The organism is Arthrobacter sp. 05T423 (assembly GCF_056396245.1).
Genome location: NZ_JBFTLC010000038.1, coordinates 1 through 23154 on the forward strand (window position 1 = coordinate 1; position 23154 = coordinate 23154).

The 23154-nt window shown below is 66.9% G+C and carries 23 protein-coding genes and 1 riboswitch; of the genes, 13 read left to right on the plus strand and 10 right to left on the minus strand.

Annotation, left to right across the window (positions count from 1 at the left end; genetic code table 11):
* Positions 1-189, plus strand: a 189-nt coding sequence (locus AC1DFE_RS20815) for an L-serine ammonia-lyase, iron-sulfur-dependent, subunit alpha (protein WP_476907763.1), incomplete at its 5' end; no start/stop codon positions are given.
* A gap of 33 nt (positions 190-222) precedes the next feature.
* Here the strand turns inward: AC1DFE_RS20815 and AC1DFE_RS20820 are convergent.
* Complete coding sequence (locus AC1DFE_RS20820) at positions 223-795, minus strand: TspO/MBR family protein (RefSeq protein WP_476907764.1); 573 nt, start codon at positions 793-795, stop codon at positions 223-225.
* Positions 796-880: 85 nt separating this feature from the next.
* Here AC1DFE_RS20820 and AC1DFE_RS20825 point away from each other — a divergent pair, with 85 nt between their 5' ends.
* From AC1DFE_RS20825 to AC1DFE_RS20835, 3 genes are all read left to right on the plus strand, one after another.
* Complete coding sequence (locus AC1DFE_RS20825) at positions 881-1711, plus strand: DNA/RNA non-specific endonuclease (protein WP_476907765.1); 831 nt, start codon at positions 881-883, stop codon at positions 1709-1711.
* 125 nt (positions 1712-1836) lie between these two features.
* On the plus strand, positions 1837-2910 hold the full coding sequence (locus AC1DFE_RS20830; RefSeq protein ID WP_476907766.1) for a lipid II:glycine glycyltransferase FemX: 1074 nt from the start codon (positions 1837-1839) through the stop codon (positions 2908-2910).
* 52 nt (positions 2911-2962) lie between these two features.
* Positions 2963-4459, plus strand: a complete 1497-nt coding sequence (locus AC1DFE_RS20835) for a threonine/serine exporter family protein (RefSeq protein WP_476907767.1) — start codon at positions 2963-2965, stop codon at positions 4457-4459.
* 8 nt (positions 4460-4467) lie between these two features.
* Here AC1DFE_RS20835 and AC1DFE_RS20840 read toward each other — a convergent pair whose 3' ends face one another.
* The gene (locus AC1DFE_RS20840) at positions 4468-5307 is read right to left on the minus strand and encodes a siderophore-interacting protein (protein WP_476907768.1); all 840 of its coding nucleotides are present in this window, start codon (positions 5305-5307) and stop codon (positions 4468-4470) included.
* A 15-nt stretch (positions 5308-5322) separates the two neighbouring features.
* Positions 5323-6132 (minus strand): uracil-DNA glycosylase, encoded by an 810-nt coding sequence (locus tag AC1DFE_RS20845; protein ID WP_476907769.1) that lies wholly within the window; start codon positions 6130-6132, stop codon positions 5323-5325.
* A gap of 168 nt (positions 6133-6300) precedes the next feature.
* On the opposite strand from AC1DFE_RS20845, the gene AC1DFE_RS20850 reads away from it, so the two are divergent.
* The 6 genes from AC1DFE_RS20850 (at position 6301) to AC1DFE_RS20875 (ending at position 12108) form a co-directional block, all read left to right on the plus strand.
* Positions 6301-6675, plus strand: a complete 375-nt coding sequence (locus tag AC1DFE_RS20850) for a DUF3263 domain-containing protein (protein ID WP_476907770.1) — start codon at positions 6301-6303, stop codon at positions 6673-6675.
* A 48-nt stretch (positions 6676-6723) separates the two neighbouring features.
* Positions 6724-7365: a LytR C-terminal domain-containing protein gene (locus tag AC1DFE_RS20855; RefSeq protein WP_476907771.1), complete on the plus strand. Its 642-nt coding sequence runs from the start codon at positions 6724-6726 to the stop codon at positions 7363-7365.
* A 158-nt stretch (positions 7366-7523) separates the two neighbouring features.
* Positions 7524-7727, plus strand: coding sequence for a cold-shock protein (locus AC1DFE_RS20860; RefSeq protein WP_476907772.1), 204 nt, complete (start codon positions 7524-7526; stop codon positions 7725-7727).
* Between the two features lie 47 nt (positions 7728-7774).
* Complete coding sequence (locus tag AC1DFE_RS20865) at positions 7775-9046, plus strand: ABC transporter substrate-binding protein (RefSeq protein WP_476907806.1); 1272 nt, start codon at positions 7775-7777, stop codon at positions 9044-9046.
* A gap of 290 nt (positions 9047-9336) precedes the next feature.
* Positions 9337-10965 (plus strand): chaperonin GroEL, encoded by a 1629-nt coding sequence (gene groL / locus AC1DFE_RS20870; protein ID WP_476907773.1) that lies wholly within the window; start codon positions 9337-9339, stop codon positions 10963-10965.
* A gap of 105 nt (positions 10966-11070) precedes the next feature.
* Positions 11071-12108 carry an RNase H family protein gene (locus AC1DFE_RS20875; protein ID WP_476907774.1) on the plus strand — a complete coding sequence of 346 codons (1038 nt, stop codon included), beginning with the start codon at positions 11071-11073 and terminating at the stop codon, positions 12106-12108.
* A 23-nt stretch (positions 12109-12131) separates the two neighbouring features.
* Here AC1DFE_RS20875 and AC1DFE_RS20880 read toward each other — a convergent pair whose 3' ends face one another.
* The 6 genes from AC1DFE_RS20880 to AC1DFE_RS20905 form a co-directional block, all read right to left on the minus strand.
* On the minus strand, positions 12132-12419 hold the full coding sequence (locus tag AC1DFE_RS20880; RefSeq protein WP_476907775.1) for a WXG100 family type VII secretion target: 288 nt from the start codon (positions 12417-12419) through the stop codon (positions 12132-12134).
* 127 nt (positions 12420-12546) lie between these two features.
* Complete coding sequence (locus tag AC1DFE_RS20885) at positions 12547-14142, minus strand: sensor histidine kinase (RefSeq protein WP_476907776.1); 1596 nt, start codon at positions 14140-14142, stop codon at positions 12547-12549.
* A 2-nt stretch (positions 14143-14144) separates the two neighbouring features.
* A complete protein-coding gene (locus AC1DFE_RS20890; RefSeq protein WP_043419482.1) occupies positions 14145-14858 on the minus strand; it encodes a response regulator transcription factor in 714 nt (237 codons plus the stop codon).
* Positions 14859-14919: 61 nt separating this feature from the next.
* Complete coding sequence (locus AC1DFE_RS20895; RefSeq protein ID WP_476907777.1) at positions 14920-16563, minus strand: DNA repair helicase XPB; 1644 nt, start codon at positions 16561-16563, stop codon at positions 14920-14922.
* A 12-nt stretch (positions 16564-16575) separates the two neighbouring features.
* Entirely contained in the window at positions 16576-19068 is a 2493-nt protein-coding gene (locus AC1DFE_RS20900) for a helicase-associated domain-containing protein (RefSeq protein WP_476907778.1), read from the minus strand.
* A gap of 10 nt (positions 19069-19078) precedes the next feature.
* On the minus strand, positions 19079-19312 hold the full coding sequence (locus AC1DFE_RS20905) for a hypothetical protein (RefSeq protein WP_476907779.1): 234 nt from the start codon (positions 19310-19312) through the stop codon (positions 19079-19081).
* 183 nt (positions 19313-19495) lie between these two features.
* On the opposite strand from AC1DFE_RS20905, the gene AC1DFE_RS20910 reads away from it, so the two are divergent.
* Together AC1DFE_RS20910 and AC1DFE_RS20915 are read left to right on the plus strand one after the other, a co-directional pair.
* Complete coding sequence (locus tag AC1DFE_RS20910) at positions 19496-19879, plus strand: cold-shock protein (protein ID WP_476907780.1); 384 nt, start codon at positions 19496-19498, stop codon at positions 19877-19879.
* An 8-nt stretch (positions 19880-19887) separates the two neighbouring features.
* Positions 19888-20433 (plus strand): DUF3027 domain-containing protein, encoded by a 546-nt coding sequence (locus tag AC1DFE_RS20915; protein ID WP_476907781.1) that lies wholly within the window; start codon positions 19888-19890, stop codon positions 20431-20433.
* Between the two features lie 145 nt (positions 20434-20578).
* On the opposite strand, the gene serC is transcribed toward AC1DFE_RS20915, so the two are convergent.
* A complete protein-coding gene (serC, locus tag AC1DFE_RS20920) occupies positions 20579-21709 on the minus strand; it encodes a phosphoserine transaminase (protein WP_476907782.1) in 1131 nt (376 codons plus the stop codon).
* Positions 21710-22055: 346 nt separating this feature from the next.
* Between serC and AC1DFE_RS20925 the strand changes: the two genes are divergently transcribed.
* Entirely contained in the window at positions 22056-22751 is a 696-nt protein-coding gene (locus tag AC1DFE_RS20925) for an iron-dependent transcriptional repressor DtxR (RefSeq protein ID WP_476907783.1), read from the plus strand.
* Positions 22752-22901: 150 nt separating this feature from the next.
* Positions 22902-23146: riboswitch (cyclic di-AMP (ydaO/yuaA leader) on the plus strand.
* Positions 23147-23154 lie beyond the last annotated feature (8 nt).

Here is a 23154-nt window from a genome sequence, read left to right on the forward strand (position 1 = left end):
ATCGAACGGAACGCCATCGCTGCGGCCAAGGCCATCAACGCCGCCAAGATGGCGTTGTGGGGCGACGGCTCGCACCGGGTCTCGCTCGACGAGGTCATCGTCACCATGCGCGAGACCGGCAAGGACATGAGCTCCAAATACAAGGAAACCGCGATGGGTGGTCTGGCGGTCAACGTCGTCGAGTGCTGACCGGTGATTGAGCCTTTCCCCGGCGGCTGAGACCTAGTTATGGCTGGCCGCCCAGAGGTTCAGGCTCGCCGCGAAGATCACCCATGACAGGTAGGGCAGCATCAGCAGCCCCGCGGTGCGGCGGATCGGCCCGAACAGGAGCACGGCTCCGGCGACGGCCGCGGCCAGCACTACGATGATGCCCAGCGCCAGCCAGAGCGCCGCCGCACCCCACACCGGGTACAGCCCAAAGAAGACCGGCGTCCACGCCAGGTTCAGGGCCAGCTGCACGCCGTAGACGGTGAGCGCCGTCCTCCGGCCTGGGCTGTGGCTTCGCCACACCAGCCAGCCCGCCACGGCCATGGCCGTGTACAGCACCGTCCAGACTGGCCCGAACACCCAGTTGGGCGGGGACCACGGCGCCTTGTCCGCCGTCGCGTACCAGCCGGTGACGTTGCTGATGGTTGCCTGCGAACCCAGCCAGGCCACCAAGGCGGAGGCCGCCAGGAAGGCCAGGAGTGCAAGAAGGTCGACGGCGGTGCGCCGCTGCCGGGGATGTGCGCCGTCGCCTTTGATGTGGGCGTCTTTCCCGGCTCCCGCGGCTGGCGCACGGTCACTGCTTGTCATTTCACTACAGTTGCCAAGGCCGCAGCCAGAGTCAAGGCGGGCCGGCCTCGGGGGCCGGCGCAAATTGTCAGGCGGGCATGCCACCATGGGAGTCATGGGCGATGGCTACGATCCCGGCTTCCTGCGCGAAGCCCTTGACCTGCCAGGCCCGGACGCGCCCACGGTCCTGCTCAACTACACCCACTTTTCCGTGCGCCTCATGCCCGCACGCAGGCTGGCGGCCATAACAGGTGTCAACATCGACGGAAAATCGCTGGTGCCGCTCCAGCGTTCGGGAACCTGGCACTACGATTCCCGGGTGCCGCAGGAGCTCCAGACCGGACCCGATGTGTACCAGCACAACGACCTGGACCGGGGCCACCTTGTCCGCCGCCTGGACCCCGTGTGGGGTGATGACCCCACCGCTGCGACCGCAAACCAGGACACCTTCTCATACCCGAACGCGGCGCCGCAGGCAGCTGAATTCAACCAAGGCAAGGAACTCTGGGCAGGCCTGGAAGACCATGTGCTCAACCATGCCAGCCAATACGACGCCAGAATCAGCGTTTTTACCGGACCCGTCCTCGACGCCGGCGACCTTCCTTACCGCGGGATCCAGATACCCCGGAAATTCTGGAAGATTGCCGCCTGGACCATGGATGGCCTGCTGGCCGCGGCCGGCTTCCTGCTGGACCAGTCCCCGCTGCTGGGGCCGGAGGAACTGGCGCGCACCGTCCGGGAACGACTGCTGGCCGACGAGCCGCCGCCGCTCGGCCCCTACCGCACCTTCCAGGTCCCCATCCCGCACATCGCGGCCCTGACCGGCATGGCGCTCACCCGCCTGGCCGGCGCGGACCGGTTCGCCGCCGGCGTTCCGGAAGGCACGCCGGGCGGGGCCGCGCTGGCGCTCACTGACCTTCGGCAGGTGCGGCTCTGACCAGGATCACAAACCGCCCGGGATCACGTGCCCGGGTCAAACGGGCCGGGAGGCCGGCCGGATAGACTTGAGGCTGCTTCTCCGGCACCTGCACGAAACGTAAGCGAAGATTGGACACGGCACACTTGCGAGAATTCACTGCCCGCTTTGCCACCTCCGAAGAGGTCGCAAACTGGGACGCCCACGTCACCGCGAATCCGAACGGCGGAAACCTGCTGCAGTCGGAGGCCTTCGCCGAGGTCAAGCAGCACTTCGGCTGGAAGACCCTGCACCTCGTCTACGAGACAGCCGACTACACGAGCTACAACCTGGTGCTGGAAAAACGCTTCCCGGTCCTCGGGAAGCTGTGGTACCTCATCAAGGGACCGGACGTGGCCGGCGTCGAGGACATCCCGGGCATCGCCGCGGCAAATGCAGAACTCGTCAAGCGCGCACGGCTGGGCGTCTTCGCCATCAAGATCGAGCCGGACATCGTGCTCAGTGACGCCGCCCGCCGGGTCATCGAGGGGGCCGGACTGGTCAAGACCCACAATCTGCAGCCCAACGACTCCACGGCGCTCCTGGACATTTCCCCGGAGGAGAACCAACTGCTCCGCAACCTCCACTCGCGGGGACGGAACGCCGTCCGCCGGGCCATCCGCGAGGGCGTGGAGGTGCACAACGTGGAGCCCAGCGAGGAAAACTTCAAGGCGATGTATGCGCTGATGACGGACACGGTCCAGGCGAAGTCGCAGGTCCGGGTCCGGGAATACGACTACTACCGCCAGTTCTGGACCAACTTCATCAAGCGCAGCCAGGGCAGGCTCCTGTTTGTGTACGAAAACGGCGTGCCGTCGGTGGGTGCCTTCGTCATCAACTACGGCCGAAAGGGCACGTACAAGGACGGCGGATCGCTGCAGAAGCGCAACCAGTACGGCGACTCACACCTGGTGCAGTGGACCGCGATCAACCAGCTCAAGGAGCTGGGCTGCACGGAATATGATTTCTGCGGAACGCCGCCAAGCGACAAGCTCAAGGACACGTCGAATCCTTTTCACGGACTGGGGCTGTTCAAGACGAGCTTCAGCAAGACCGTCACGGATTTTGTGGGGTGCTATGACCAGATCATCAGCCCGCTGAAGTACAAGGCATGGATTGCCGCCGGCGAACGCGTCGCCCGGCAGCTGTACACCCGTCGCACGGGGCAGCAGTTTTACTGAGGACAACGGCTAAGGCACTGAACGGCTGAGGCACTGAACGGAGGGAGCCCTGATGGCCAAACAACCCCGCGGCGCCAACCGGCCGCCCACGGACGGGCTGCCCAAGACGGAGCCGCTCACGCCCTCGCAGATGCACCAGGACGCGGCAGCCAAGCGCATGCTGCGCCGGCTGGTCCAGAGCGAAAGCCCGCCGACGGCGCCGCTGAGCATCGTGGACCGGCTCGCCGGGAGCCCCTACGCCAACCCCATGATCCAGGTGGGCGGCGTCGACACGTCGGCGCGCAAGACCATGGACTTCGCGCTGCATCTTGCCGAGTCCATGTTCCGCTACGGTGCAGGGTCCCTCGAGGTGGAGACCAGCATCATTGCCGTCACCGCCGCCCTGGGGCTGAAGAACATCGAGGTGGACATCACCAACCAGTCCGTGGGCATCAACTATGCCCCCAAGGACCAGACACCCATCTCCCTGCTGCGGGTGGTCCGCTCCTGGACCAACAACTACGCCGGCCTGGCCAAGGTCCACCAGCTGGTCACCGACATCGTGGCCGGAGGCGTTGGCAGGGACGAGGCGATCCGGCGGCTGGACGAGATCATCCGCAGCCCCAAACCGTTTCCACGCTGGATGGTAACGGCCGCGTTCGCTGTGTTCTCGGCCGTGTTCGTGGGCGTGATCGGCGGCGGCCCCGGCGCGTCGGCGGTGGCTTTCGCCTCCAATATCCTGATCAGCCTGCTGGCCAGGAAACTGGGCCGCTGGCGGACGCCTGACTTCTTCATCACGGCGGCGTGTTCCTTCGTGGTGACGGTGGTCGCGCTGCTCATGTGGAAGTTCGGCAGTCCCGTGGGGTTCCGGCTGGCGCCCGCCATTGTGGTGGTGGGCGGCATCCTGCTGCTGCTTCCCACCGGGCGTCTGGTCTCCTCGGTGCAGGATGCCATCAACGGCTTCCCCGTCACGGCGGCCGGACGGTTCCTGTCCACCCTGCTGACGTTCGGTGCGGTGGTCGCCGGGATCGCCGTCGCGTTCGTGGTGGGGGACCGGATCGGCATGGAGCCGATCGACGTCACCGAGACGTTCCCGCCCGCCTACCCGCTGTGGGTGCAGGTGATCTTGGTTGCCGTCGCCGTTGTGGCGATCGGCATCACCGAGCAGACGGACTGGAAACTGCTGCTTCCGACGGCTGCTGTCGGCGTGGTGGGGCACCTGGCCCTCATCGGCAGTGACGTGCTCGGCGTTGGCCCGCGGTTCTCGCCGGCGCTCGCCGCCATCATAATCGGCCTGCTGGCCCGCGTGGTGGCGCTGAGGATGGGCGCGCCCCAGCTTGTGGTCGCCGTGCCGGCCGGCCTGATTCTCCTGCCCGGCCTCACCATATTCCGGTCTATGTATGTCCTGACCATCGAGGAATCCGAGATCCTGCTCGGGGCCGGCGGGATGCTCAGTGCCGGGGCCATCGTGTTCGGCGTGGCCGGCGGCATTGTGCTTGGTGACACGCTGGCGCGGCCGCTCACGCGCAGCCTGGCCAGCAACGAGCGACGGCGGGCGCGCCGCCGCTAGAGGCCGAACTAGATCTTGCCGATCGGCAGTTTCTTCTCGGCCTGGAAGACATCCTCGACGCGGCCCTTGGCCCAGTAGCCGGACAGCGAAACCTGGCTGCGGTCCAGGCCGCGCTCGCGGAAGAGCACCTCCCGGAGGCCCTTCATGTAGCCGCGTTCGCCGTGCGCAAAAACATCAACCTTGCCCTCGGGCCAGGCGGCGTCGCGAACCGCCTGCACCAGCAGGTCACTCTCGCCGGCGGGAACGTCGCCGCGCCGCAGCCAGACCAGTTCGAGTCCGGCCGGCGCGGCTATCTCCTGGACGTCCGCGTCGGACCCTGCCTCGAGGAAGGCAACACCGCGGGCGTGCGCGGGGAGTGACTCGATGACGGCGGCAACGGCCGGCAGCGCTGCCTCGTCCCCGGCCAGCAGGTACCAGTCCGCTGACGGATCAGGGTTGTAGCCGCCGCCGGGGCCGGTGAAGATGAGGTTGTCGCCCGGTTTGGCCGACGCGGCCCAGGGGCCGGCCAGGCCTTCGTCTCCGTGCACGACGAAATCAATGGCCAGTTCGCCGGCTGCCGTATCCACCCAGCGGACCGTGTAGGTCCGGGTGTGCGGCCACTGCTCCCGCGGCATCGTCTCCCGGACGGCCCACAGGTCCAGGGGCTCGGGGTAGTCCACGCCGGGCTGCGGAAAGACGATCTTGACGTACCGGTCCACGAAGTCGTTGTTGACGTAATCGGCAAACCCCGCGCCGCCGGCCACGATCCGCACCATGTGGGCGGAAAGCTGCTCCCGCCGGAGGACAGTCAGGGTGACCTGCGGGCGGGATTTCTTGGTGGCGGTGGTGTCGGCCGGAAGGGAAGTCATGCAGGTGAGCCTAGCCTAAGTACCTTGGCCGGAGCTGAGTAGCGGCACCGCCGGGAGTTCCCAGTCCACCGGCCCGGCGCCCTGCTCCGTCAGCAGGGCGTTGGCGCGGCTGAACGGCCGGGAGCCGAAGAAGCCCCGCGAGGCGGACAGCGGGCTGGGGTGGGCGCTGGCCACCACAGGGGTGCTGCCCAGCAGGGGGCGGACGCTCTCGGCATCCTTGCCCCACAGCACGGCGACCAGCGGCGCGGTGGTTCCCTCTGCCGTGCGGCGCCCGGCGACGGCGGCAACGGCCGCCGTCGAAATCGGTTCCCAGCCCTTGCCGCGGTGGGACCCGGCTACGCCCTCCCGCACGCTCAATACCCGGTTGAGCAGCAAGACGCCCTGGTCAGCCCAGGCGCCGAGGTCGCCGTGGATCCGTGGCGGCAGGCCCAGGTCCGATTCAAGCTCCTTGTAGATGTTGGCCAGGCTGCGGGGGATGGGACGGGTGCCGGCGTCCACGGAAAAGGCGAGCCCCACGGCATGTCCGGGGGTGGGGTAGGGGTCCTGGCCCACGATCAGGACCCGCACCTCGTGCAGCGGCTGCCGGAACGCCCGGAGAACGTTCGACGCCGACGGCAGCAGCCGGTGCCCGGCAGTCTCTTCGCGTGCAAGGAAAGACAGTACGGACCTCAAGTCGGCCTCGGCTCCGGCCAGGGCGTCGGCCCAGTCGGGCGCCATCAGCTCGCCGAAGGGCAGCCTGGCAAGCTCCGCAAAGTCCAGGCCGGCCACCCCGGAGGGCTCCAGCTCGAAGAGTGGTTCAGGCTCGAAAAGAGGTTCAGGTTCCATCACGGTGTCCATTGTCCCAAACCATGGCCCGGCGGCTCCCGCCGGTCACCGACGGCCGCCATGCCCGCGCATCTAAGGCCGCTGTGGCCCGTGCCACAAATGACAATGCTGTTATTCCTCCGTAACATAGGGGAGGTACTTTGACCGGATTCAGCTAAGGAGAGCGCAGTGGCCGAGCCGTTGCAGGACCACCTCGCGGAGCGGGATTCAGGGCAGGAATCAGGGCAGGATTCACCGCAGGAGCACGGGCTGCGGAGCGGCTCGCTGCTGGACGACTTCAAGCTGCGGGACTCGCCGCTGAGCGAGCGGGAACAGCAGATTCTCGCCCTGGAACGGCAGTGGTGGAAGTATGCCGGTGCCAAGGAACAGGCCATCCGCGAGCTGTTTGACCTGTCCGCGACGCACTACTACCAGATCCTTAACGCCCTGATTGATACAGAGCACGCACTGGCCCACGACCCCATGCTCGTGAAGAGATTGCGTAGACTACGTACGTCACGTCACCGGGCTCGCACCGCACGCCGCCTTGGATCTGACGCGTAACTGCTAGTGCCGGACTGCCGGCGAAACCAACAAGGACACCCCTTCACCATGACTAATTTTGCTCGGGACGAATTCGACAGGGTACCTGAGGTCTCCTCCCGGCAGGGCGTACACCGCGCTGTCTCCGCGCCGTCCCGCCCGAAGTTGTGGCCGATACTTTCCACGGGAATCGGCGCGCTTGCCGTGGGTCTTATCGCTTTTCTCCTGTTGCCGCAGCTGGGTTTCCAGCCCGCCGTCTCGTCGCCCTCCGCAGCGGCAGCCGTTTCCACGCCATCGGACAGTCCCAGTCCGTCGCAGACGCCGTCAGCACGTGCGACGTCCGGCGCTGCTGCCTCGGCATCGCCGTCCGCCTCGGAGACTGCTTCCCCCTCCGCCGTGGAGCCCGCCACCTCGGAAACCATTGCCGGAGCGGCAGTGGACAAGTCGCAGCCTGTCTCCATCTTCAACGGAACGCTGACCTCCGGACTGGCCGGACGCGTGGGTGCCACGGTCAAGTCCGACGGCTGGGTGCTCGGCAAGGTGGCCAACTGGCAGGGGTCGCCCCAGCGGCAGTCGGTGATCTTCTACTCTGACGCCGACCACCGGGCCAACGCGGAGGCGCTCGGAGCTTTGCTGAACATCCCCACGCTGGTGGAAAGCGCCGAGTTCCAGACGCCCGTGGCGGTGGTCCTGGGCCCGGGCTACCAGTAGCCATTCCGGTTACGCCTGAATAACTATTGCCTCCTCTTCGGGCCGCTGGCCTGCGCCCCGAAGGTCCTGAATGGATAGAGTGATGGCAGGCTTCGAGGCGTAATTTACGGCACACACCGACGTGGGCCTTACGGAAGCAACCTGAAAGTGTGGGGATCATGGCATTGGGAACCGTGAAGTGGTTCAACGCGGAAAAGGGCTACGGCTTCATCACTGTTGACGATTCAGGCGACGACGTCTTCGTGCACTGGTCGGTCATTCAGACCGACGGGTTCCGGGCACTGGATGAGGGCCAGCGTGTGGAGCTGGAAGTGGGCGAAGGCGAAAAAGGTCCACAGGCAGAAAAGGTCCGGCCCGTCTAGTGGCGCGCCGCACGGGTCCCCGGGATTCAGCTGTCCGGGGAACAGCAATCCGGGACACGGCTGCCTGGTGGGCAACTGTCTGGGGTACCGCCGTCGTCCTGACGCTGGCTGCCTGCTCCGGAGCCGGGGACACCGCCCGGACAGCACCGGTTGAGGCCAGCGGCGACGGGATCCTGCGGATCGGGCTGATCCTCGACAACACCGGACCCCAGGCCTTCCTGAACGCCGCCCAACAGGCCGCGGCCAAACTCGCAGTCCAGGAGATCAACGCGGCGGGCGGGCACAAGGGCCGGCCGGTGGACCTGCTGCCCGCAACCACCGTGGGCGACACCGCCGCGCAGGCCCGGGAACTCGTGGATGCCGGGGCGGACGTAGTGATCGGTCCCACCGACTCAAGCCGCGCACCGGCCGCCATTGACGTGCTGTCCAAGGCCAGGATCACGCTCATCTCTCCGGCCAATACGGCCCCGGAACTGAGCAGCTACAAGAGTGGCGGCTACTACTTCCGCACCGCGGCGGCGGACATCGCCCAGGCTCCTGTCCTGGTGAAACTCGCCAAGGACGCCGGGGCCAGAAGCCTCGCCGTGGTGTACGAAGACGGCAACTACGGTCAGGACGTGTCTGCAGCAGTGTCCGCTGCCGCCAAGGCCGGCGGGCTGAACCCCGTCACGCTCTCCGGCTTCACGCGCGGCGAGGCACAGAAGTCCGTGGCGGCTGCACGTGACGCGGCCCCGGATGCTGTCGTCGTCATTGCCCGGGACGGTGCGCAGGGCGCGATCGCCGAGCTCACCAACGCCGGATTGGCGGGCAACAAACTCATTCTGGGCGACGGCGGCTTCAGGCAGTACGGCTCCGCGCTCGGGTCGAAGTCGCTGGAAGGAACGCGCGCCCTGGTGCCCGGCGTCTTCCCCTCGGCGCACTTCCAGGCAGAACTCGTGGCCATCGATGCGGGGCTCAAGGACACGACCTTTGCGCCCGAGACTTATGATGCCGTAAACCTGGCAGCGCTGGCCGCCGCTGCGGCAGAGGACGACGCCGGTGCCTCCATCGCCGGTACGCTCATTTCCGTCTCGGGCGGCACCGCCGGGGGCCGGGCATCCTCCGCGCCCTCCGGCCAGCCGGCCGTCTGCACGACCTACAAGGATTGCCTTGCGGCCATCCGGGCAGGAAAGGCCATCGACTACGACGGCGAGTCGGGGCCCGTCCGCTTCGACGCCAACGGTGACGTCACGGCCGCGAAGTATATGGTGTTCACGTACGGAGCGGACAACAAGGCCAGGCTCACGGGCAGCGAGGCCGCCGGCAGGTCCGCCCGCTGATCGCTGGTAGCGAATACTCCGCCCGCGCGCGGGATAAACAAGCGCATCTGCTTGCACTCTCCCCGGGGGAGTGCTAATTATTGATTAGCACTCCAGCGTGCCGACTGCTAAAGGGTGGCCCCGGTTCAGGCCGATACCACCCCGGCAGCGGCGCAAGGAGCGAAAGAAAAACCTGGTTGGGGTGAGATCCGGACCGTCGGGCGTACAGAGGCCTGCGGAAAGGATCGTCCGTCGCGGGCACCGCAGCAAGGGTCCTTCTTAACGACTGTCCCGAAAGGACTACTGCCGTTATGGCCAAGATCATTGCATTTGATGAAGAGGCACGCCGCGGTCTTGAGCGGGGCCTGAACACCCTCGCCGACGCCGTGAGGGTCACCCTCGGCCCGCGTGGCCGCAACGTCGTCCTCGAAAAGAAGTGGGGCGCCCCCACGATCACCAACGATGGTGTTTCCATCGCCAAGGAGATCGAGCTGGACGATCCCTATGAGAAGATCGGCGCCGAGCTGGTTAAGGAAGTTGCCAAGAAGACGGATGACGTCGCTGGCGACGGCACCACCACGGCCACCGTGCTGGCCCAGGCACTGGTCAAGGAAGGCCTGCGCAACGTCGCGGCCGGCGCTGACCCGCTGTCCCTCAAGCGCGGCATCGAGAAGGCCGTTGAGGCCGTCACCGCTGAGCTGCTGAACTCCGCCAAGGAAATCGAAACCAAGGAAGAGATCGCAGCCACGGCTTCCATCTCTGCCGGTGACGACGAAATCGGCGCCCTGATCGCCGAAGCCCTGGACAAGGTGGGCAAGGAAGGCGTAATCACGGTCGAGGAGTCCAACACCTTCGGCCTCGAGCTGGAGCTCACCGAAGGCATGCGCTTCGACAAGGGCTACATCTCCGCTTACTTCGTCACGGACACGGAGCGCCAGGAAACGGTCCTCGAGGACCCGTACATCCTGATCGTCAACTCCAAGATCTCCAACGTCAAGGAACTGGTTGCTGTCCTCGAGAAGGTCATGCAGTCCAACAAGCCGCTGCTGATCATCGCCGAAGACATCGAGGGCGAGGCCCTGGCCACCCTGATCGTCAACAAGATCCGTGGCACCTTCAAGTCCGTCGCCGTCAAGGCTCCGGGCTTCGGTGACCGCCGCAAGGCGCAGCTGGCCGACATCGCCATCCTCACCGGCGGACAGGTCATCGCCGAGGAAGTCGGCCTCAAGCTTGAGACCGCCGGCCTCGAGCTCCTGGGCAAGGCACGCAAGGTTGTCGTGACCAAGGACGAGACCACCATCGTCGAAGGTGCAGGCGACGCCGACCAGATCGCCGGCCGCGTTTCCCAGATCCGCGCCGAGATCGAAAACTCCGACTCCGACTATGACCGCGAGAAGCTGCAGGAGCGCCTGGCCAAGCTGGCCGGCGGCGTTGCCGTCATCAAGGCCGGTGCCGCCACGGAGGTTGAGCTCAAGGAGCGCAAGCACCGCATTGAGGACGCTGTCCGCAACGCGAAGGCTGCCGTTGAAGAGGGCATCGTCGCCGGCGGTGGCGTTGCGCTGATCCAGGCAGGCCTCAAGGCATTCGCCAACCTGAACCTGACCGGCGACGAAGCAACGGGCGCCAACATCGTCCGCGTTGCCATCGACGCCCCGCTGAAGCAGATCGCTTTCAACGCAGGCCTCGAGCCCGGCGTAGTGGTTGACAAGGTCCGTGGCCTGCCCGCAGGCCACGGCCTGAACGCTGCCACTGGCGAGTACGTCGACCTGCTGGCTGCCGGCATCAACGACCCGGTCAAGGTAACCCGCTCTGCCCTGCAGAACGCGGCTTCCATCGCCGGTCTGTTCCTCACCACCGAGGCCGTCGTGGCCGACAAGCCGGAGAAGAACTCCCCGGCCGTCGGCGGCGGCGACGAGATGGGCGGCATGGGCGGCTTCTAGCCTCCCGCTGCTCCCAGCTGCCTGAAGAGTGCGGCCCCCTCCAACGAGGGGGCCGCACTCTTTTGCCGGCACATTTTTGTCCGCGCAGTCTGGCAGGATGGTTCGGTGACGATTACTGCAGCAGCCGACGGTTCGGCATTGGGAAACCCGGGGCCCGCAGGGTGGGCCTGGTACGTGAATGACGACTGCTGGCGGGCCGGCGGCTGGCCCCACGGCACCAACAACCAGGGTGAGCTGATGGCCGTTCTGGACCTCTTCCGTTCCACCGCGCACCTCCCGGACGAGGACCTGCACATACTCTGTGACAGCCAGTACGTGATCAACTCCGTGACAAAGTGGATGCCCGGGTGGAAGCGCAAAGGGTGGCGCAAGGCTGACGGCAAGCCCGTACTGAACGTGGACATCCTCAAGGACATCGACCGGGAGCTCGCCGGACGGAAATACAGGTTCGAATGGGTCAAGGGCCACGCCGGGCACGAACTGAACGAGGCCGCGGACGAGCGCGCCAGGGCCGTGGCAACCGCCTACCAGCAGGGCGTTGCCGCCCGATCAGGGCCGGGATTCCCCGACGCCGAACCCGTGCCGGGCCGGCGGCCCGTGAAGGAGGGCCGCGGGGAGGCCGGCATACCGGCACTCTTTGAACCTGAAACGCCGGCCCGTGGTGGCGAGAACCGTTCGTCCCGCAGCGAGGCCGTTACTCGGGGCCGCAGCGACTCCGGGACGCCGCCCCTCTTCGGATCCGACGAGCCTGATCTCTTCAGCGAACTGGGCACCGAGGCGTTTTCGGAGCCCCCGGTGGGCACCCGGCCGGAACAAATCGTCGAGGAACTGGAACGCGAACTCCTTCTGCCGGACGTCCGCAGCGACATCGGGCGGACGGGGCAGCTCCTGCACCCTGACTTCATGGAAATTGGCACCGCCGGACGGCTCTGGACCCGCGACGCCATGATGATGTCCCTTGAGGAAAGCCCGGCCGGTCATGTGGACCTGGACGTGCTCGGCGCCGACCGGATTGGCCCGGACACGGTCCTGCTGACGTACCGGAGCCACTCCCGTGCGGGCTCAGCCCTGAGGAGCTCCCTGTGGGTCCTGGATGGTGAACAATGGCGCCTTAGGTTCCATCAGGGCACACCCGAGGCCTGAGTTCGGGACCCAGCCGCCGGCAGTCAGCTGAACCGCTGCGCGTTGCCCTGCTCCGCCTGCGCATAAGTGTCCGCAGCCGATGACAGGGCCATGGTGATGGAGGCGAGGGAGGCCTCCACCTTGCCCTGCGTCAGGGTCCACTCGGCAACCAGCGCCTGGAAGTTGGTGGCAGCCGAACCGCGCCACGTGGCCTGCAGTTCGTCCAGGCCATGCTTCATCGCCTGGACGTCGGCGCTGATCCGGTCAACGGTTGCCCGCACGTTAGCGGACTTCACCTGCAGTAAGTCTGTATCGACGGAAATGATGCTCATGGCGGGCCTCTCGACAACGTGTGGGGCTGCCCCTGCGGGGCAGTCGCTGTGGCTGGCGGACCGGCCGTTCCGGTCCGCTATGTCGAGCCTAGGAAACCGCCCGCAGGCCGTGCCACACCGGGTTCCCCTATGTGGATAAACGGTTCCCGCCCGCAGCCCGGTTACCGGCAGAGCTATCCCCGCCGACACTGTCCCGGTCAACGCGTGCCTCTGCAGCGTCGTCCGAGAATGTCCCGATGCCGTCCACGTCGTGGCCCTCGACCTCTATGCCATCCACATAGTCGCCATCCGCCTCGGACGGGTCCTCGCGGAGAGGGAGGCTGACCACGAGAGTTGCGCCTCCGCCGTCGGTCCCGTCCACCCGGACGGAGCCGCCGTGGGAACCGACGATGGCGGCCACAATCGCCAGGCCGAGCCCGCTGCCGCCCGTCTCCCGGGTTCGCGAGGTGTCGGCCCGGTAAAAGCGCTCAAAGACCTTGGGGGCCTCCGTGTCGGAGATTCCGGGCCCGTGGTCCCGGACCTCCAAAACGGACTGGGCGGAGCCGTCGTCGGCGCGGCGGACGCCCACGGCGAGTTCGATCGGTGTTCCCGCGGGCGTGTAGCGCAGCGCATTGCCCACCAGGTTGCCGATGACCTGGCGCAGCTTCGCCTCGTCGCCGAGCACAGGTGCCGGTTCGGCACTGCCGTTGTGCAGGCCGGTCAGGGTGATGGCGCGCGTTCGTTCGCTGGCCTGGGTGTCCACCACGGCGTCATGCGCGAGGAGCTGCAGATCGATCGGCTTGCGCTGCAGCGGCCGCTGCTCGTCCAGCCGTGCCAGCAGCAGCAGGTCCTCCACCATGGACCCCATCCGTTTGGCTTCGCTCTCGATCCGGCCCATGGCGCTGGCAACATCCTCCGGGGACTGCAGCGCACCGTGCCGGTACAGTTCCGAGTAGCCCCGGATGGTCACCAGCGGGGTCCGCAACTCGTGGGAGGCATCCGCGGCAAACCGGCGCATCCGGTCCTCGGAGGCCATCCTGGCCGCGAAGGCCGCCTCGATATGGGCGAGCATGGCGTTCAGCGACCTGCCGAGGCGGCCCACCTCCGTGGAGGGGTTCTCCACGTCCACACGGCGGGACAGGTCTCCGGCGGCAATGGCGGCGGCGGTCTTTTCCACCCTCGCCAGCGGGCGGAAGGACCGGGTCACCGTCCAGTTGGCGATGAAGAAGGCAAGGATGAGGGTCAGCAGGCCGACACCCACCACTACCAGGCTGATGTGGCGCAGAACCTCATCCACCGTGGACAGCGGAAGGCCGATGACCACCACTGCCCGCTGCTGTTCAGTCCCGACAACAACAGGTACTGCCACCACGCGCCAGTTCTTGCCGTCGGTGCCCCGCACCTGGTACGGCCGGAAGTCGCGCTGGTGGGCCTCATCAACGGAGATCGACGCGATGTCGGGGCGGGCGCCCTTGTCGTCGATGGGGTCCGGCGCAGTCCCCGGATAGTAGAGCGTCACCGTGTAGTCCGTCGGTACTGCGGGGTTGGCAATGGGGGAGATGGACCGCTGTGACTGGGCTGCAGAGACGGCGGCCTGCAGTTTGCCATCCACTTGGCCCTCGAGGTAGCCGCGCAGCAGCGTCAGCGCGCCCGCCCCGGTCACCGCCAGGGCCACCAGCAGGAGGGCCATCATGATGGCCACCAGCTGGGACCGGAGGGTGGCGGACTTCCAGCGCTCCAGCAAAGTCAGCGCTTTTCTGCTGTCCGCAGCACATAGCCGACGCCGCGTTTGGTCTGGATGAGGGCCGGGGCGTCGGGATCGATGTCCACCTTGCGCCGCAGGTACGAGATGTAGGACTCGACAATGGAGGCGTCACCGTTGAAGTCGTATTCCCACACGTGGTCAAGGATCTGCGCCTTGGACAGGACCCGGTTCGGATTGAGCATCAGGTACCGGAGCAGCTTGAACTCGGTCGGGGACAGTTCGATCACCTTGCCGCCGCGGCGCACCTCGTGGGCGTCGTCGTCGAGCTCCAGGTCATCGACCCGGATGACGGCCTCGTCATCCTCCAGCATCGGCTGCGTCCTGCGGAGCACGGCACGGATGCGGGCCACCACCTCATCGAGGCTGAACGGCTTGGTGACGTAGTCGTCCCCGCCCACTGTCAGCCCGGTGACCTTGTCCTCGGTGTCGTCCTTGGCGGTCAGGAAGAGAACCGGGAAGTGCTTGCCCGCGGCGCGCAGCCGGCGGGTGACGGTGAAGCCGTCCATGTCCGGAAGCATGACGTCCAGCACCGCGAGATCGGGGGCGTGCGCCTCGACGGCAGCCAGCGCCTCCCGCCCGTTCCCGGCGGACACCACTTCAAAGCCGGCGAAGCGCAGGGACGTGGAAAGCAGCTCGCGGATGTTCGGTTCGTCATCAACCACGAGGAGCTTCGCTTCGGCGCTGTTCTTTTTCATATTTCCCATGATGCTCCCAGAATCTGGGAGTTTTCTGGATGTACGTTGTGTGTTGCTTGAGTCAGCAGGATTCGACGTCCTTGGCGTCCATGATCCGGTACGCGTAGCCCTGCTCGGCCAGGAAGCGCTGGCGTTTGGCTGCAAAATCCTGGTCCAGGGTGTCGCGGGCAACCAGCGAGTAGAACCGCGCCGCCCGTCCGTCCTGCTTCGGTCGCAGCAGCCGGCCGAGCCGCTGGGCCTCCTCCTGACGGGAGCCGAAGGACCCGGAGACCTGGATGGCCACGGACGCCTCGGGGAGGTCGATGGAGAAATTGGCCACCTTGGACACCACCAGGGTCTGGATCTCCCCGGCCCGGAAGGCGTCAAAGAGCTTCTGCCGCGACTTGACGGACGTTTCGCCCTTGATGACCGGGGCGTTCAGCCGCTCGCCGAGTTCGTCGAGCTGGTCGATGTACTGCCCGATCACGAGGACCTGCTCGCCCCGGTGGCGCTCCACCAGCTGAACGGCCACGAGGGTCTTTGTCTCGGACGTGGCGCATAGCCGGTACTTGTCCGCGTCCTCGGCCATGGCGTACGCCACGCGTTCGTCCCGCGGAAGATCAACGCGCACCTCCACGCAGTCCGCGGGGGCGATGTAGCCCTGGGCTTCAATGTCCTTCCACGGCGCGTCATAGCGCTTGGGGCCGATGAGGCTGAAGACCTCGCCTTCCCGGCCGTCCTCCCGCACCAGCGTTGCCGTGAGGCCGAGGCGCCGCCGGGCCTGCAGGTCCGCCGTCATCCGGAAGATCGGCGCGGGCAGCAGGTGGACTTCGTCGTAGATGATCAGGCCCCAGTCATGGCCGTCGACGAGCTCGAGGTGCGGGTACAGGCCGCCGCGCTTGGTGGTGAGGACCTGGTAGGTGGCGATCGTCACCGGCCGGACTTCCTTGACGGCGCCTGAATATTCGCCGATCTCCTCCTCGGTCAGCGAGGTGCGCCTGAGCAACTCGTCCTTCCACTGCCGCGCCGAGACCGTGTTGGTGACGAGGATCAGCGTGGTGGTGGAGCTGGTGGCCATCGCCGCGGCGCCCACGAGCGTCTTTCCCGCACCGCAGGGGAGCACGACGACGCCGCTGCCGCCGGCCCAGAAGTTTTCCGTGGCCAGTTTCTGGTACGGCCTCAGCGTCCAGCCCGACTCGTCGAGCATGATGGGGTGCGGCGTGCCGTCGACATAGCCTGCCAGGTCCTCCGCCGGCCAGCCGATTTTCAGCAGCAGCTGCTTCAGCTGCCCGCGCTGGGAGGAATGGACCACCACGGTCTCGGCGTCGATGCGCGGGCCCAGCAGCGGTTGGATCTTCTTGGCCCTGCTGACCTCCTCCAGCACCGGGTAGTCGCTGGTGCGCATGACCAGCCCGTGCTGGGGGTCCTTCTCCAGCCGGAGCCGGCCGTAGCGGGACATGGTCTCTTCGATGTCGATCAGCAGCGAATGGGGCACCGGGAACCGGGAGTACGTCAGCAGCGTGTCCAGAACCTTTTCCGCATCGAGCCCTGCGGCCCGCGCATTCCAAAGACCCAGCGGGGTGAGCCGGTAGCTGTGCATGTGCTCGGGTGCGCGCTCCAGCTCGGCGAAGGCCGCGATGGCGTGCCTGGCCTCCGTCGCCTGCTCGTGGTCCACCTCGAGGAGGATGGTTTTGTCGCTTTGGACGATCAGCGGGCCGTCATTCATGCGGTGGAACCTTCACTGCTGGAATTCCTCTGCTGCTTCGATATCGATGATCCGGTGGATGGAGAGCACCCGCTCCGTATCCTTGGCGGGGTCGAAGACCCGGACGCGTCCGCCCGCCACGGATACGGGAACAACCGTTTCCAGTTTCGCATTCCCCAGGCTGTCCACCACGTTCATCACGACTTTCTGCCGGAGCCGGATGGCCTTGTGCAGGGTCTCCAGTCCCAGCTGGGTTGCCTCCTCGCCGCCGGCGGCAGCCGGACGGGAACCGTTGGGGGCGGAACCGGCGCCCACATGGCTGCGGAGGACGGCGAGCTGGGCGGCGACGTCGGCGTCGGGAAGAGCGGTGCGCGGAGCGCTGTAGAGGGGACGCCCGCTGCCCGGAAGCGGCGCGGTGCGGTTCAGGCGGACGACGGCGGACGCGGCGTCTTCGACGGCGGGCGACAGTCCCAGCCCGCGCAGCACCAGGGCCGTCTGCCGGGGGGAGGCCGTGGAGACCAGGACGGTGGGGGCGATCCGGACCAGGCCCAGGGACGCGGCCGCCGCCTCGCGGGCCAGCTCCGTGAGCGCGGCTTCGTCGTCGCTCTGGATGAAGCTGGCGGCCGCGCCGACCCGCAGCTTGCCGTGCCTGGCGGCAGTGTCCTCCACCAGGTACTCCAGCGGCTGCGGCACGGCGGTGGCGGAGTGCCCGCGGAGGAAGTCGAGGATGGCTGCCGCGTCCTGGCCCGAGTCCAAAGCCCGGCGGATGGACTCTACGGAGAAGCGGTACGTGGTGGCCGGGCCCTGCCCCTCGGCGTCGGCCATCCGCAGGAGCTGTGCCGTCAGGTCGGGGGCCAGGTATCCCGGCGCCACCGCGGTGAGGTCGGCCTGCAGGAGCACGTGGTTCAGGGCCGCAGGAAGGTGCTCGCCGAGGAGGTCCATGGCTTCGTCGGCAGCGTCTGCGGCAATGGCGGCGCCAAGCTGGCTGAGCGCGCCGGAGCCGATCAGCCCCAGCATCTCCGCCTCGGCAAGAACGCCGCCGATCAGGGAACTGAACCGCCGCGCCATGCGGGGCTGCGACCACTCGGCACGCTGCAGCACGGCCTCCGCGTTGAGCACCGGCGCCGCCCCGTCGGGCATCTCCGCCTCAAGCGTCAGCTCCCGCAGGATCTCGAGGATCCTCTTGCGGACGACAGGCGCGTCGGACCGCTGGGCCTCGGCGGAGAGGGCGTTGACGGTGGCCCCGGCGACGGGCCGGTGATTGGCTGGCCCGGCAGATTGACCATTGACTGGCTGTCCTACGAGCGACGGAGCGCGCTCGCTGGCCAGCCAGGCGTTGACGAGCCACAGCCACTGTTCCTGCCGCGGCAGCCCAAGCCACTCCAGGTGGGGTGGCTGCACCCAGCACGAGCTGTCCACGTCCAGCCGGATCAGGCCGGCCAGCGCGCAGAGCTCCAGGAACACGGCTGTGGTGTGGTGGTCCACGCGGAGCGCCTCGGCGAGCCGGCGCATTTCGCGGATGCCCACGCCGCCGCTCCGCAGGGTAGCCAGGGGCTGGTCCTTCACTGCATGGAGCAGTTCGCCTGAAAGGCGCAGGGTCTCGGCGATGGCGCCGAGCGAGGCGTTGCGGCGGAGTGCGGCGGTGGTGATACCCAGCGACGGCGCCGGGGGAGTCATGGAGAAGTTGTCGATGATGGCGCCGCCGCGCAGGGAGATGCCCACACTGTGGGGCAGCTCCACATGGGCGGCGTCCAGCGGCACCAGCAGGCCCCGGGCCAAGAGCCAGTCGACCGGCCCGACGTCTGGACCTTCAGTTGTGACGGAAGCCTTCCGCTGTGCCTGGGGGACGGCACCCATGGCCCAGTTGCTGAACCGCGCCAGCAGCGCTGTCGTGCGTTCCGGCGCGGCGGCAAGGAGCGAGTGCAATCCCTCGGGGGAGGACGTCCAGTGCTGCAGCGCCAGCGCTGCGTCCATCGGAGTGGTGGCCGCCTGCACGGCGGCGCCGCTGCGGTGCAGTTCCGCAACGAGCTGGACGACGCGCTGGGCGAAGGCCGGCTGGAGCCTGACCAGCTCGGTGTAGCTGCGCCCCAGCCCGGCCGGATAGATCCCGACCACGTCCTTCAGGCTGCTCACCGGAAGGTAGAAGCGCTGCCTCTGCGCGCCGGGGCCTGCGCCGTGCGGCGGTTCCGCCCGCTGCACGAGGGCGAGGTCGTGCAGGGACTGCAGAAGCTGTTCGACGGCGGCCACTGTTGACCCTGCGATGGCCTTCTTCAGCACGGCTGCCGATGCGCTGTGCCCGGTGTCCGTGTTGGTGCACAGGTGCAGGGTCTCTAGGACCTGCATCTGCGGACGGTTCAGGCGTTCGAGGGCCCGCTGAACGCTGACCCTCGCGCTGGCGCGTGCGGCCAGGGCGGGGAAGTCGGGAACGCCCGGGGAGATCAGGTCCGGCCGCGCAGCGAACAAAGCACGGAGCGACTCGTCGCTGCGTGCCTCCAGTTCCTTGCTGAGCGCACGAATGAGGGACATCAGTCCAACGTTACCGCCCGCCGGGGGTTCCTGCCCGGCGGCGGGCGGCAACGCCGTCGGCCACCAGGACGAGCATCAGCAGGAAGGCCGCCGGAAGGCCGTAAAGTGCGGCTGACGTGATCCACTGCGGCGCGGCCTGGCCCGCCGCGGCCAGAGCCATGACCGTCCCAACGGCAGCGACGGAGAAAACTGCAAGGAGCACTGCGGCGGCCATCAGTGGCCGCCGGATACGCGCGGATGTCATGGATGTAACGCTAACAGCAGCGCCGCGGCCGCGCCTCAAAGCGGGATTAGCCTGCCAATCAGGATAACCTTGAAGGAACAGACCAACATGGACCAGGCAGTCATACCCTGAACCCGCACATCGGTGCGGATGCGGTGACAGCCGGCCATGTTCCAGAACACCAGAACGAAGAAGGTTGATTAGGTGCCTACCGGCAAGGTCAAGTGGTACGACAAGGACAAAGGTTTCGGATTCCTCGCGGGCGAGGACGGGCAGGAAGTGTTCCTGCCCAAGTCGGCGCTGCCGGCAGGCCTTACGGAACTGAAGGCCGGCACCAGGGTTGAGTTCGGCGTCGCAGACGGGCGCAAGGGAGCCCAGGCCCTCGGCCTGCGCGTCCTCGAAAAGACGCCGTCCATCGCCAAGGCCAAGCGTCCCAGCGCGAGGGATCTTGCCCCGCTGGTGCAGGATCTGGTGACCGTACTGGACAACCTGTCCGGGACGCTGTCGTCCGGCAAGTACCCGGACGGCAACAAGGGCAAGGCTATTGCCGCTGCCCTGCGTAAGGTTGCCGACGAGCTGGACGCCTAGGCCTCCCGATGAACCCGGAACCTGAACAGGCCGAATCCAAGGCTGAACCCAAGGCTCCCAGGAACCGCGCCGGCGTCCCGGTGTGGCGGACAGGGAAACCCGACGCCGTGCTGGCCGCTGCCGTGGACGCCGCCCGGACCGCCATTGAGGGCATTGCGAAGGCATCCGAGATCGGGGACCACCTGGCCGCCCGCACCGAGGGCGACCGCGTCGTGACGCACCTTTTCGAGTCACGGCTGCCGGGATATCTCGGCTGGCAGTGGTATGCCGTCCTGACCCGCAACTCGCGCTCCAAAGTGATCACCGTGAACGAGCTCGGCCTGCTCCCGTCCGAGGACTCGATCCTCGCCCCGGAGTGGGTGCCGTGGGCCGAGCGGGTCCGCCCGGAGGACGCCCAGGAGCAGGACGCGGAAGACGCGCAGGACGGCGCCGCCGACGGCTCTGCTGACGCGGCCGCGGAAGCGGGTGCCGACGGAGTTCCGGCGGAGACTACGGAGGACTCCGAAGCAGTGCCGGAGTCCGAGACAGAGCCGGCCAGCCCGGAGCAGGACTGATCACTTCGCACAACGGCAAACGGCGCCGTCCGGACGCAAGCCCGGACGGCGCCGTCGAACTTTAAGGGAAGAGTTTTTGTCCAGATAATGGGGCTAAACGGCCTTCGAACCCCGAATATCTGGACAAAAACTCCCCACTGGCGGCTTACTTCTTCAGCTCGCCCACCACGTAGTCGATGCACTCCAGCAGCGCCGAGACATCGGAAGGCTCGATGGCCACGAAGGTGGCGATGCGCAGCTGGTTCCGTCCCAGCTTCCGGTAGGGCTCGGTGTCCACGATGCCGTTGGCGCGGAGCACCTTGGCAATGGCGGCGGCATCAATCGAATCGTCGAAGTCGATGGTGGCGATGACGTTGGAGCGCTCGGCTGCGTTGGCAACGAAAGGCGTGGCAAATTCGGATGCTTCCGCCCACTTGTAGATGCGCCCGGCCGAGTCCGCCGTTCGGCCGGCGGCGAAGTCCAGGCCGCCGTTGGCGTTGAGCCACTGCACCTGCGCGTCCAGCGTGATGAGCGTGGACAGGGACGGGGTGTTGTACGTCTGGTTCAGCTTGGAGTTGTCGATGGCGGTCTTCAGGTCCAGGAAGTCCGGGATCCAGCGTCCGCTGGCCTTAACGCGCTCGGCCCGCTCCAGCGCGGCCGGGGAGAAGAGGCCCAGCCACAGCCCGCCGTCGGAAGCGAAGTTTTTCTGCGGTGCGAAGTAGTAGACGTCCGTCTGGGCCACGTCAACGTCCAGTCCCCCGGCAGCCGAGGTTGCGTCCACGAGCATCAGGGCGCCGTCGTCAGCACCGTTCACCCGCTGGACCGGCGCGGCGACGCCCGTGGAGGTCTCGTTCTGCGGCCAAGCGTACACGTCGACGCCCGCTTCGGCCTTGGAAGCTGGGCAGGTGCCCGGCTTCGACTTGATGATGGAGGATTCCGCAAGGAACGGTGCCTTATTCGTGGCCGCGGCGAACTTGGACCCGAACTCGCCGAAGGACAGGTGCTGGGCCTTCTCTTCCACCAGGCCGAAGCTGGCAACGTCCCAGAACGCGGTGGAGCCGCCGACGCCGAGGACCACCTCATAGCCTTCGGGAGCGCAGAAGAAAGTGCTGAGGCCTTCGCGGACGGATCCCACGAGGTTCTTCACCGGGGCCTGGCGGTGCGAGGTGCCAAGGAGCGTCGTGGCCGCGGCGGAGAGCGCCTCGATCTGCTCGGGCCTGACCTTGGAGGGACCGGCGCCGAACCGCCCGTCCTTGGGCAGGAGGTTTGCGGGAATAGTGATGCTGGTGTCGCTCACAGGGGCTCCAATTTTCGGCATGGAAGTGCGGTTCGGCTGGGTCGCGGCGGAGGCCGGCAGGCAACCATGACCGCCACGAAGACCCTCCTTATTCTGCCCGAAGCGCGGATACCGCGGGAACATGCCCCGTCATAGTCCAGTCATTGAGACGGTGCCCGGCGCCGCTCGGCGGAATTATCCGGACTAATTCAAAATAGGCTAAGCTTGCCGTGGACGTACGGGCAGACAGCAGATGCTGCACCGCCGTCGAAAAAGCGACCGCCGCTGCAGCTTGCCGGATCCCGGTGCGGCGGGCCCGCGGTACGGTGGGACGGCCACAAATACTGTGCTCGAGGAGCTGAGCTGAATGACGGATCTGATCGACACCACGGAGATGTACCTTCGCACCATTTTGGAGCTGGAGGAAGAGAACATCGTGGCGCTTCGGGCACGCATCGCCGAACGTCTCCGCCACTCGGGACCCACCGTTTCGCAAACCATCGGACGAATGGAGCGCGACGGCCTCGTCGTCGTCTCCGGCGACCGCCATCTTGAACTGACTGAGGTGGGGCGGAAACGTGCCACCGAGGTCATGCGCAAGCACCGGCTTGCCGAGCGCCTTCTGGCGGACGTGATCGGCCTGGACTGGGCCTACGTTCATGACGAAGCCTGCCGGTGGGAACACGTTATGAGTGAGCGGGTGGAGCGCAGGATCTATGAGCTGCTCGACCATCCCACGGAGTCCCCCTACGGCAACCCGATTCCCGGGCTGGCCGCACTTGGCGGGCAGCCCGCCCGCCCGTTCTCCGACGGCGTGGTGAACCTGCTCGACGCCATGACCAGCTACGGCCCGGAGTCCAAGGTCACAGTCAGCCGCCTGGCGGAACCCATCCAGGTGGAGCCGGAACTGCTGCTCCAGCTGGATGAAGGCGGGATCCGTCCCGGCGCTGCCGTCTCGCTGGAGCGAGTGGGGGAGTACATCTCCGTCCGCGTCCCCGGGTTTGAGGGCGCACTCGAGCTGCCGCCGGAAGTCGCTGCGCACGTGTTCGTGCGGCTCGACTAGTTCCTTCATACGCGGCGGACCGGACGCTCCCGGCTGTCTGACATCTGCAGGCAGGATGACCTACCACTTTTGCACAGTGTATATAACGGAATTATTACCGCCCTCTTTAATCGCCTATAGTTAAACGGCAACGCCGATACAAAAACGTTACCTGATCTGGAGCCGAACCCTGCCAGCAGATCAGCAGCACGAGTCACCCACTGGCAGGGGCGGGGGAACCACAACCGGCTGTTCCGACAGCCTTGGGGTGAAGTCCGCAGCAGCAAGTCTCTTCCGCAGAAGGAATCCTTCAGGGGATACCCCTGTGCCGGGATGGCTTGTGTAGCGGACCGGGTCTACGAACTCTCTGACCCGAATCCGACAGCTAACTTCGCAGGCTATTCCAGAGAGGAAGCAGTAGTTG

What these genes read in the sequence shown, in the direction of transcription:
- AC1DFE_RS20925 (WP_476907783.1), top strand. Translation starts at nt 22,056, where the DNA reads ATGACGGATCTGATCGACACCACGGAGATGTACCTTCGCACCATTTTG.
- AC1DFE_RS20905 (WP_476907779.1), bottom strand. Translation starts at nt 19,312, where the DNA reads ATGACATCCGCGCGTATCCGGCGGCCACTGATGGCCGCCGCAGTGCTC.
- AC1DFE_RS20820 (WP_476907764.1), bottom strand. Translation starts at nt 795, where the DNA reads ATGACAAGCAGTGACCGTGCGCCAGCCGCGGGAGCCGGGAAAGACGCC.
- AC1DFE_RS20840 (WP_476907768.1), bottom strand. Translation starts at nt 5,307, where the DNA reads ATGACTTCCCTTCCGGCCGACACCACCGCCACCAAGAAATCCCGCCCG.
- AC1DFE_RS20845 (WP_476907769.1), bottom strand. Translation starts at nt 6,132, where the DNA reads ATGGAACCTGAACCTCTTTTCGAGCCTGAACCACTCTTCGAGCTGGAG.
- AC1DFE_RS20890 (WP_043419482.1), bottom strand. Translation starts at nt 14,858, where the DNA reads ATGAAAAAGAACAGCGCCGAAGCGAAGCTCCTCGTGGTTGATGACGAA.
- AC1DFE_RS20825 (WP_476907765.1), top strand. Translation starts at nt 881, where the DNA reads ATGGGAGTCATGGGCGATGGCTACGATCCCGGCTTCCTGCGCGAAGCC.
- AC1DFE_RS20835 (WP_476907767.1), top strand. Translation starts at nt 2,963, where the DNA reads ATGGCCAAACAACCCCGCGGCGCCAACCGGCCGCCCACGGACGGGCTG.
- AC1DFE_RS20860 (WP_476907772.1), top strand. Translation starts at nt 7,524, where the DNA reads ATGGCATTGGGAACCGTGAAGTGGTTCAACGCGGAAAAGGGCTACGGC.
- groL (WP_476907773.1), top strand. Translation starts at nt 9,337, where the DNA reads ATGGCCAAGATCATTGCATTTGATGAAGAGGCACGCCGCGGTCTTGAG.
- AC1DFE_RS20895 (WP_476907777.1), bottom strand. Translation starts at nt 16,563, where the DNA reads ATGAATGACGGCCCGCTGATCGTCCAAAGCGACAAAACCATCCTCCTC.
- AC1DFE_RS20880 (WP_476907775.1), bottom strand. Translation starts at nt 12,419, where the DNA reads ATGAGCATCATTTCCGTCGATACAGACTTACTGCAGGTGAAGTCCGCT.
- AC1DFE_RS20900 (WP_476907778.1), bottom strand. Translation starts at nt 19,068, where the DNA reads ATGTCCCTCATTCGTGCGCTCAGCAAGGAACTGGAGGCACGCAGCGAC.
- AC1DFE_RS20915 (WP_476907781.1), top strand. Translation starts at nt 19,888, where the DNA reads ATGAACCCGGAACCTGAACAGGCCGAATCCAAGGCTGAACCCAAGGCT.
- AC1DFE_RS20855 (WP_476907771.1), top strand. Translation starts at nt 6,724, where the DNA reads ATGACTAATTTTGCTCGGGACGAATTCGACAGGGTACCTGAGGTCTCC.